Source organism: Actinomadura logoneensis, from assembly GCF_003428695.1.
GTDB classification, from domain to species: domain Bacteria; phylum Actinomycetota; class Actinomycetes; order Streptosporangiales; family Streptosporangiaceae; genus Spirillospora; species Spirillospora logoneensis.
This window is the reverse complement of record NZ_QURH01000293.1, coordinates 1-9768: the sequence shown is the minus strand read 5'-3', so window position 1 is coordinate 9768 and position 9768 is coordinate 1. Positions and strand designations below refer to the sequence as shown.

The 9768-nt window shown below is 72.6% G+C and carries 9 protein-coding genes; 2 read left to right on the top strand and 7 right to left on the bottom strand.

Annotation, left to right across the window (positions count from 1 at the left end):
• Positions 1 to 37 precede the first annotated feature (37 nt).
• Positions 38 to 484: an Lrp/AsnC family transcriptional regulator gene (locus DZF91_RS17745; RefSeq protein WP_117358571.1), complete on the bottom strand. Its 447-nt coding sequence runs from the start codon at positions 482 to 484 to the stop codon at positions 38 to 40.
• Positions 485 to 556: 72 nt separating this feature from the next.
• Between DZF91_RS17745 and DZF91_RS17740 the strand changes: the two genes are divergently transcribed.
• Both DZF91_RS17740 and nadE read left to right on the top strand, forming a co-directional pair.
• Complete coding sequence (locus DZF91_RS17740; protein ID WP_117358570.1) at positions 557 to 1471, top strand: SMP-30/gluconolactonase/LRE family protein; 915 nt, start codon at positions 557 to 559, stop codon at positions 1469 to 1471.
• An 8-nt stretch (positions 1472 to 1479) separates the two neighbouring features.
• On the top strand, positions 1480 to 2310 hold the full coding sequence (nadE, locus tag DZF91_RS17735; protein WP_117358569.1) for an ammonia-dependent NAD(+) synthetase: 831 nt from the start codon (positions 1480 to 1482) through the stop codon (positions 2308 to 2310).
• A 378-nt stretch (positions 2311 to 2688) separates the two neighbouring features.
• On the opposite strand, the gene htpX is transcribed toward nadE, so the two are convergent.
• From htpX to DZF91_RS17705, 6 genes are all read right to left on the bottom strand, one after another.
• Positions 2689 to 3543, bottom strand: a complete 855-nt coding sequence (gene htpX, locus DZF91_RS17730) for a zinc metalloprotease HtpX (RefSeq protein ID WP_117358568.1) — start codon at positions 3541 to 3543, stop codon at positions 2689 to 2691.
• Positions 3544 to 3636: 93 nt separating this feature from the next.
• On the bottom strand, positions 3637 to 5112 hold the full coding sequence (locus tag DZF91_RS17725; protein WP_117358567.1) for an NADH-quinone oxidoreductase subunit N: 1476 nt from the start codon (positions 5110 to 5112) through the stop codon (positions 3637 to 3639).
• Positions 5109 to 6617 carry a complex I subunit 4 family protein gene (locus tag DZF91_RS17720; protein WP_117358566.1) on the bottom strand — a complete coding sequence of 503 codons (1509 nt, stop codon included), beginning with the start codon at positions 6615 to 6617 and terminating at the stop codon, positions 5109 to 5111. The genes DZF91_RS17725 and DZF91_RS17720 overlap by 4 nt, the downstream gene beginning before the upstream one ends.
• Complete coding sequence (locus DZF91_RS17715) at positions 6614 to 8680, bottom strand: NADH-quinone oxidoreductase subunit 5 family protein (protein WP_235834374.1); 2067 nt, start codon at positions 8678 to 8680, stop codon at positions 6614 to 6616. Before DZF91_RS17715 ends, DZF91_RS17720 begins: the two co-directional genes overlap by 4 nt.
• On the bottom strand, positions 8677 to 9048 hold the full coding sequence (nuoK, locus tag DZF91_RS17710) for an NADH-quinone oxidoreductase subunit NuoK (protein ID WP_117358565.1): 372 nt from the start codon (positions 9046 to 9048) through the stop codon (positions 8677 to 8679). Before nuoK ends, DZF91_RS17715 begins: the two co-directional genes overlap by 4 nt.
• Entirely contained in the window at positions 9048 to 9623 is a 576-nt protein-coding gene (locus tag DZF91_RS17705; RefSeq protein ID WP_407920916.1) for an NADH-quinone oxidoreductase subunit J family protein, read from the bottom strand. Before DZF91_RS17705 ends, nuoK begins: the two co-directional genes overlap by 1 nt.
• Positions 9624 to 9768: the final 145 nt, after the last annotated feature.

The following is a 9768-nucleotide window of genomic DNA, read 5'->3' as shown; positions in this document are numbered from 1 at the left end:
CGGGACGGGCAGAACGCCCGTCCCGCGCCCTCTTTTTTCAGCCGGCGTCCAAGGGTCGCTCGAAGAAGGTCTCCAGGACCACGGTCGCCTGCGTTCCGCTGACCCCTTCGATCGCGTACAGGCGGCGCAGGACGTCCTGGAGCTGCCGGGTGGTGGACGTGCGGACCTTCACCAGGACGGCGGCGCTGCCCGCGATGACGTGGGCCTCCTGGATCTCCGGGAGGGCGGCGAAGTCCTCGGCCCGGTCGCCCATCCAGGACGTCGCGTCGACCAGCACATAGGCGAGGACGCCGCGGTCGAGTGCCGCCGGGTCCACGTCGATCGTCGTGGCCCTGATGACGCCCTGCTCCCGCAGTTTGCGCACCCGTTCGTGGGCGGCGCCCGCCGACAGGCCGACCTCCTTGCCCAGTTCGGCGTAGGGACGGGTCGCGTCCCGCTGGAGGAGGGCGATCAAGCGACGGTCGATATCATCCGGGGTTTTCACGGTTTGACCGTATACCGTTCAGCGATCTTGATGCTACGTTGAACGGCATCTTGATCGAGGAGAGGGGCGGCCGTGTACGAGGTTCTGGACGAACGGTTCCGTACCGGACGGTGCGCCAGTGGTGACCGCGAGCCGGAGGTCCTGCACACCGGGTCCCGCTGGGCCGAGGGGCCGCTGTACCTGCCCGCCTGGCGCCAGCTGATCTGGAGCGACATCCCGAACGACCGCATCCTGCGCTGGGACGAGGCCACCGGAGCGGTCGGCGTCTTCCGCGCGCCCGCCGGGCACAGCAACGGCAACACGCTCGACCGGCTGGGCCGTCTGGTCACCTGTGAGCAGGGCAACCGCCGGGTCACCCGCACCGAGCCGGACGGGACGGTGACCGTCCTGGCGGACCGCTACCGGGGCAATCGGCTGAACAGCCCGAACGACGCGGTGGTGCGGTCGGACGGCACCGTCTGGTTCTCCGACCCGGACTTCGGCATCCTCAGCGACTACGAGGGCCACCGCGCCGAGTCCGAGATCGGCGCCTGCAACCTCTACCGGATCGATCCCGCGACGGGCGAGGTGGTGCTCGCGGCGGACGGGTTCGACGGGCCCAACGGCGTCATCCTGTCCCCGGACGAGAGCAGGCTCTACGTCTCGGACACCCGGGCCGCCCGGATCCACGTCTTCGACGTCCATCCGGACGGCGCGCTCTCCGGGCGGAAGGTCTTCGCGGAGGCGCCGGCCGGGGTCCACTTCGACAACATCCGGCTCGACACCGGCGGACGGCTCTGGGCCGCCGCGCTCGACGACGGCGTCCACTGCTACGACCCGGACGGGACGCTCATCGGACGGCTCCGGCTGCCCGGACGCGTGTCCAACATCGCGTTCGGCGGTCCGAAGAACAACCGCATGTTCATCACCGCGACGAGCACGCTGTACTCCCTGGTGATGTCGGTGACCGGAGTGCCCGCCTCTAAAATCCGGAAGAACCGGACCTAGGAGTTGACGTGGAAGACAAGGCGCCCGCCGCCCTGCAGCAGGAGATCGCCCACGAGCTCGGAGTCACCGGCACCTTCGACGCCCGGCAGGAGATCGAGCGCCGGGTGGCCTTCCTCGCCGAGCGGCTGACCTCGACCGGACTGTCCGCGCTGGTGCTCGGCATCAGCGGCGGGGTGGACTCCACCGCCGCCGGACGGCTCTGCCAGCTCGCCGTGGAGCGGGCCCGCGCCGAGGGGCACGAAGCGCGGTTCTACGCGATGCGCCTGCCCTACGGGGAGCAGGCGGACGAGCACCACGCCCAGATGGCGCTCACGTTCATCCGTCCCGACCATGTGCTGACCGTGGACGTGAAGCCGGCGAGCGACGCCGCGCTGCAGGCCGTGGCGGCGGCGGACGTGACGTTCCGCGACCCGCACCACCGGGACTTCGTGCACGGCAACATCAAGGCCCGCCAGCGCATGATCGCCCAGTACGCGGTCGCCGGGGCGCACCAGGGGCTGGTCGTGGGAACCGACCACGCCGCCGAAGCGGTCTCCGGCTTCTTCACCAAGTTCGGTGACGGCGCGGCGGACCTCGTCCCGCTGACGGGGCTGACCAAGCGGCGGGTGCGGGCCCTGGCGGACGCGATGGGGGCGCCCACCGAGCTGGTGTGGAAGGTCCCGACGGCCGACCTGGAGAGCCTCGACCCGGGCAAGGCCGACGAGGACGCGCTCGGTGTCACCTACGACGACATCGACGACTTCCTCGAGGGCAAGCCCGTGGGCGAGGAGGTCTTCGAGAAGATCGTCGCGCGGTACCGGCTCACCGACCACAAGCGCCGGCTGCCCATCGCGCCGTAGCCGATCCGGTAGCGCGCCGTAGCCGAGCCGGAAGTGCACCGTGACCGGGGTGGAAGCCGGTCACGCGGCCGGGGCGCCGGGGGGATGGCGTCCCGACCGCGTGAGCCGAGGCAGAGCGCGCTTCCCGCCGCCCTTCCCCCGCTGAAGGACGCGGAAGCGCGCTCCTGGGTTCTATGACGGGGCGGACGGCCCGGAGGTTCGCGCCTTTTCCGCCGGACTTCCCGGGACGTTCCGCCCGGCTTCCCCGACGTTCCGCCCGTCTTCCCCCGACGTGAGTCCTCCGAGAAGACGCGGGCCTCCTCGACGCGAGTCCCCCGGGAGCGGGTCTGCTCGACGCGAGTTCCCGAGTCGCGGGTCAGGCCCCCTGGCGGATGCGGGTCAGTGGAGGCCGGCCATGCGCTCCAGGCGGGCGATGCGGTCGGCGGTCGGGGGGTGGGTGGAGAACAGCTTGCCGATGCCGCCGCCGCGGAACGGGTTGGCGATCATGAGGGAGCTGGTCGTGGCCAGTTCCGGGTCCTGCGGGAGCGGGAGGGCCTGCGCGCCCGCCTCGATCCTGCGCAGCGCGGAGGCGAGGGCGAGCGGGTCACCGGTGAGCTGCGCGCCGGACGCATCCGCCTGGTACTCGCGGGTGCGGCTGATCGCCATCTGCACGACGGCGGCGGCGATCGGGCCGAGGACCATCATCAGGAGCGCGCCGACGATGCCCGGGCCCTCGTCGTCGTCCGAGCGGCCGATGGGCAGGAAGAACGCCAGGTGGGACAGGTAGGTGATCACCGTGGCGATCGCGGCGGCCACCGAGGAGATGAGGATGTCCCGGTTGTAGACGTGCGACAGCTCGTGCCCGAGGACGGCCCGCAGTTCGCGCTCGTCGAGCACGCGCAGGATGCCGCGCGTCACGCAGACCGCAGCGTTGCGCGGGTTGCGGCCGGTCGCGAAGGCGTTGGGCTGCATGGTCTCCGAGACGTACAGCCGGGGCATCGGCTGCCGCGCGGAGGTCGACAGTTCCCGGACGATCCGGTACAGCACGGGCGCCTCGACCTCGCCGACCGGGTGGGCGCGCATCGAGCGCAGCGCGATCCGGTCGCTGAAGAAGAAGGCGATCCCGTTGGTGCCCAACGCGATCACCAGGGCGATGGCCAGGCCCGCCCTGCCTCCCAGCGCCCACCCCGCCGCCAGCATCAACGCCGACAGCGCAGCGATGAGGGCCGCCGTCTTGACGCCGTTGAAACGCACGTGTCCCCTGCTTCCCGTTGACGAGTCGTACATTAACGACAACGGCGTGACCTGGAGAAACGTTCCCTTCCAGGTGATATGCGGGCCGGTGCGTCAGGTGGCGGCGGCGGCCGAGAGCACCAGCTGGGGCGCGACCGACAGGACCACCGCGCCCGCCGCGGTCGCCGCGATCGCGGCCCGCACCGCGAATCCCGGACGCGCCGTCCCCTCCTCGGGCGCGTCGGACGGCACGAACACCCGGACGGCCCAGGCGAGGTAGTAGTACAGGCCGATGACGGTGTTCGCGGCCATGACGACGGCGAGCCACGTCACATCGCCCGCGACCGCCGCGCGGAAGACGACGACCTTCGCGAACAGCCCCATCACGCCCGGCGGCAGCCCGGCGAGGCAGATGAGGAAGAAGGCGAGGGCCGTCCCGGCGAGGGGATCGCGGCGGGCGAGGCCGCGGAACCCGTCGAGGGCGACGGGTTCCTCCCCGGACCGCTGGACGGCGACGACGACGGCGAACGCGCCCAGGTTCATGACGGCGTACAGCGCGACGTAGGCGACGGTCGCGGCGACGGCCTCGGACAGGCGGCGTTCCCCGACGGCGAGCGGCGCGAGCATGTAGCCGGACTGCGCGACCGACGACCAGGCCAGCAGCCGGATCGCGGTGCCCTGGCGCAGCGCCATGAGGTTCCCGAGCGTCATCGTCACGGCGGCCAGGACGGCGATGACCGGCCCCCACACGTCCCCGAGGGACGGCATGCCGAACCCGACGACGATCGCGAGCCCGGCGAATCCGGCGGCCTTCGACACGACCGACAGGAACGCCGCGACCGGCAGCGGGGCGCCCTGGTAGACGTCCGGGGCCCAGAAGTGGAACGGGACGGCCGCGACCTTGAACGCGAACCCGGCCAGCACCAGCACCGCTCCGGCGGACGCGACCGGCTCCAGGTCGGCGGGGAGCGTCCGCAGCCCGGCCGACAGCCGGTCGAGGTGCATCGCGCCGGTCACGCCGTACAGCAGCGAGACGCCGAACAGCATGACGGCGGTCGAGACGACCGACACCAGGAACAGCTTCAGCGCGGCCTCGGCGGCCAGGTCGTCCCGCCGCCGCAGCCCGACCAGCGCGAACACCGGCAGCGACAGCGTCTCCAGCGCGACGACCAGCGTCACCAGGTCGCGCGCGGCGACCAGCGCGAGCGCGCCGGTGACCGCCGCGAGCAGCAGGAAGTGGTACTCCCCGGCGGGCAGGTCGTCGGTGTCGACGGTGCGCAGCGACAGCAGGACGACGATCACGGCGGCGGCGAGCACCAGGCCCTGGAACAGGAGCGCGAAGTCGTCCGCGACGTACGAGCAGGAACGGGGTCCGGTGCCGCGCAGGCCGGAGGGCACGCAGAACGTCGTCCGCCTCTCCCCCGCCGCGAGGACGCCGGTGGCCACCAGCGCAGCGGTGAGGAACCCGCAGGTCAGGACGCCCAGCCAGCGGCGCGGAACGTCGAAGGCGTCCGCGAGCAGCACGACGAGCGCCGCCACCGCGCACAGCACCGGCGGCAGGATCGCCGCGTAGTCGATGCCCTGGATCATCCGATTCCTCCGAACAGGGCTCGGACGGGACCGGAGGTCACCGCGAGCAGCGTCTTCGGCCACAGCCCGACCAGCAGGGTCAGCGCGACCAGCGGGACCCACGCGGCGTACTCGTACACGGTCGGCGCGGTGAGGACGGCGGCGTCGGAGGAGTCCCTGGGCCTGCCGTGGGTGATCTTCGCCAGCAGCCGCAGGAAGTAGGCGGCGGTCAGGACGGCGCCGAGGCCGCCGACCGCCATGAACGTCACGAACGCCGGACGGGACAGCGCGGCGTCCGGACGGTACGCGCCGAGCAGCGCCAGCATCTCGCCCCAGAACCCGGCGAGGCCGGGCAGGCCGAGGGACGCGACGGCGGCGAAGGTGAGGAAGGACGCCAGCCGGGGCGCGGTGCCGAGCATGCCCCCGCCGATCCGCGCGAGGTCGCCGGTGCCGTACCGGTCCTTGACCGATCCGGCGAGGAAGAACAGCAGGCCGGTGATCAGGCCGTGCGCGATGTTGCCGAACAGCGCGGCGTTGACGCCCACGGGGGTCAGCGTGGCGATGCCGAGCAGGACGAACCCCATGTGCCCGACGGACGAATAGGCGATCATCCGCTTGAGGTCGGTCTGCGCGAGGCAGGCGAGCGCGCCGTAGACGATCCCGACCACCGCCAGCAGGCCGAGCGCGGCGGCGCACGAGCGGGCGCCGTCCGGCGCGGACGGGACGGCGACGCGCACGAGCCCGTAGGTGCCCATCTTCAGCAGCACCCCGGCGAGCAGGACGGACCCGGCCGTGGGCGCCTCGGTGTGCGCGTCCGGCAGCCAGGTGTGCAGCGGCCACATGGGGGCCTTCACCCCGAACCCGAGCATCATCAGCAGGAACCCGGTGACCTGGACGCCGTGCGGGACGCCCGCGCCGTGCCGCCGGGCCAGCTCGGTCATGTCGAGCGTGCCCGCGTTCACCGCGACGAGCAGCATCCCGGCGAGCAGCAGCCCGGATCCGAGCAGCGTGTAGAGGATGAACTTGGTCGCCGCCGCGCGCCGCCCCGGACCGCCCCACAGCAGGATCACCGCGAACATCGGGATCAGGACGACCTCGAAGAACACGAAGAACAGGATCAGGTCGAGGGCGGTGAACGTGCCCAGCATCCCCGTCTCCAGGACGAGCAGCAGCGCCGTGAACAGCCGGAGCCGTCCGCCCGCCGGGGGGTGCCGGTACGTGTAGAGCAGGCACAGGAACGTCAGCAGCGCCGTGAGGACGACCAGCGGGAGCGAGATCCCGTCCACGCCGAGGTGGAAGCGCAGGTCCAGCGACGGTTCCCAGACGCGGTCCACGGCGAGCTGCGCGCGGGACGCGCGGGAGAAGTCGAACGCGGTCAGCGCCGACAGCCCCACCAGCAGCGTCGCGCCCGACACCAGGATGCCGAACCGGCCGAGGGACGCGTCGTCCGGCAGGAAGCGCGCCTTCGGGACGAGCAGCGCGAGCGCCGCGCACGCCGGGATCGCCATCATCAGCAGGAAGATCATCCGAAGATCACCACCAGGGCCGTGATGACGACCACGCCGCCGAGCAGCGCGGTCAGGTAGGACTGGGCGTTGCCGTTCTGCGGGATCCGCAGCGGCCCGGCGAGCCGGCGCACGGCCCGGGCCGTCCCGACGACGGCCGCGTCGATGCCGCTCCGGTCGCCGGCCGCGACGGCGCGCGCCAGCGTCCGGACGGGCCGGACGACCACCAGCGTGTACAGCTCGTCCACGTAGAACGCCCGCGCGAACACCGGACGGACGGGACCGAGCACGCGCGCCGGATCGGCGGCGGGCTCCCGGTTCCAGACCAGCCACACGCCGCCGATCCCCGCGGCGACGAGCACGACGCCCAGGAGGGACGACACGAGCTCGGGACGCAGCTCGGGCGCGCCGAGGCCGAAGAACCCGAGTAGGGCGGCGGGCACGGCGAGCGCCATCACGGGCCACATCATCAGCTTCGGCGCCTCGCGCCCCCGCGTGATCCCGGGCGCGTCACCACCGGTCTCGCGGTGCATCTCGCCACCCGCAGCGCCGCCCGTCTCGTCCTGCATCTCGCCACCCGTCTCGGCAGGCGTGGCGTCACGCGTGTCGCCAGGTGTGGCGCCTCGCGGCTCGCCGAAGAACGTCATCAGCCACGCGCGGGCCGAGTACGCCGCCGTGAGCGCGATGGTGAGCAGCAGCCCCAGGTAGATCGTCCACGCGATGCCGCTCGGCAGCTGGTGCGCCACGGCCTGGAAGGTGCCGGAGACCGTGAACGTCTGGAACGTCGCCCCGGCCGGGACGGGCGGCGTGACCGTGACGATCGGCCGGGGGTCGGGCAGGACGGCGGCCGGGTCCGCGATGTCGTAGTAGCCGTGGTGGAGGGCGCCGTGCTGGGCGGCGGCGAGGACGGCGTCCTTGCTGAACCAGCCGCTGAACGCCGGGACGCCGACGAGGGCCGCGAAGCCGACGGTCATCGTCCAGAAGGTGACCGGCATCGTGCGGCGCAGTCCGCCGTAGCGGGCGAGCATGTTCGTGGCGGTCGCGTGGATGACGCAGCCCGCCGCGAGGAACAGCAGCGCCTTGAACGCGGCGTGCGAGACCAGGTGGAAGACGGCCGCCGAGCGGGCTCCGACCGCGAGCCCGGCGGCCATCACCGCGAGCTGGCTGATCGTCGAGTACGCGAGGACGCGTTTCAGGTCGTCCTGGGCGAGGGCGGCCAGCGCCGAGCCGACCATCGACACGACCGCGACGACGCCGAGCACGCTCAGCGCGGACGGGACGGACCAGAACACCGGATAGAGGCGCGCGACGACGTGGATCCCGGCCGCGACCATCGTCGCCGCGTGGATGAGGGCGCTGATCGGCGTGGGACCGGCCATCGCGTCCGGCAGCCAGGTGTGCAGCGGGAACTGCGCCGACTTGCCGACGACCCCGCACAGCAGCAGGAACGCGGCGGCGGTCAGCGTCGTGCGCGACATGCTCCCGGTCCGGGCCAGCACGTCCGCGATGGCGAACGACCTGGCGGCGACACCGAGGACGAAGATCCCGAAGAGGAAGCCGACGTCGCCCAGCCGCGTCACCAGGAACGCCTTGACGGCGGCGCGGGAGTTCGCGCGGTCCTCCCAGTGGTGGCCGATGAGGAAGTACGAGCAGACGCCCATGACCTCCCAGCCGACGTACAGCAGCAGGAGGTCGCCCGCGAAGACGACCAGCAGCATCGCGGCGGTGAACAGCGACACGAACGCCGCGTAGGACGTGTAGCGCCGGTCGTCCGCCATGTACGCGACCGAGTAGACCTGCACGGCGACCGCGACGCAGCACACCATGATCCCGACGAGGGCCGACAGGCCGTCCACTTGGAGCCCGACGCGGATCGGCAGCGAGCCCGTCCGGATCAGGGTGAGCGTGCCGGTGCGCTCGCCCGGCGACCGCCACACGGTGAACGCGACGATCGCGGCGAGGACGGCCGAGACCGCGACCGGGACGCACGCGACCCACGGCTGCGGCAGGCGGCGTCCGCCGAGCATCCCGGCGAACGCGCCGGCGAACGGCAGCAGGACGACCAGCGCCGCCAGCGTGATCATTCGACCGCCTCCCGGTCCGTGCGGTCCCGGTCGTCGCCCGCCACGGCCTTCCCCGTGTCGGCGGGTTCGGCGAGGGAGCGGAGGCGGTCGACGTCGATCATCCGGCGGTTCCGGAAGACCAGCAGGACGATCGCGAGGCCGAGCCCCACCTCGGCGGCGGCGATCACGATCGTGAACAGGGTGAGCACCTGGCCGCCGTGCAGCCGGTCGCGCAGGTGCACGTCGAACGCGACGAGGTTGAGGTTGACCGCGTTCAGCATCAGCTCGACCGACATCAGCACGAGGATCGCGTTGCGCCGCGCGAGCACCCCGTACACCCCCGTCGCGAACAGCAGGGCGGCGGTGACGAGCGGGAAGGCGAGATGCATCAGCGTCCCCTCCCGGACGACCGGTCCGGTTGCTCCGCAAGTCCGGTGCGGGACTCCGGGAGGCCGGTGCGGGACTCCGGGAGGCCGGTGCGGGACTCCGGGAGGCCGGTGCGGGAGAGGACGATCGCGCCGACGAGCGCGGCGAGCAGCAGTACCGACAGCACCTCGAACGGGAGCACCCAGGTGCGGAAGACGGCCTCGCCGAGGTGTTCGGCGCTGCCGTTCGCCCGGGCCGGGCAGGACGCCGCGCCCGGCGGGCACCGCGGAGCGTCGTTCAGCCGCGTCCCGCGGAAGCCCATGACCAGGACCGTGACCAGCAGCGCCGCCGTGCCCAGGGCGACGGCGAGCGCGGCCCAGCGGTTCCCCGAGTCCAGGTCCTCGGACGGCCCGACGGGCGCGCGCGTGAGCATGATGCCGAACAGCAGCAGCACGACGACCGCGCCGACGTAGATGAGCACCTGCACCCACGCGACGAACTCGGCGGTCAGCACCAGGTAGCAGCCCGCCAGAGCGCCGAACGACAGCACCAGCCAGAGCGCCGCGTGGACGAGCTGCCGCGTCGTCACGACCAGCACGCCCGCGCCGACGGCGACCACGCCGAGCAGCGCGAAGACCAGATCCCGGCCGGTCACTCGGGCGCTCCAGGCGTTCCGGGCGCACCGGGCGTTCCGGGCCTGCCCGGCGTGCCGCGCGTGCCGGGCGTGCCGGGCGCGCCGCGCG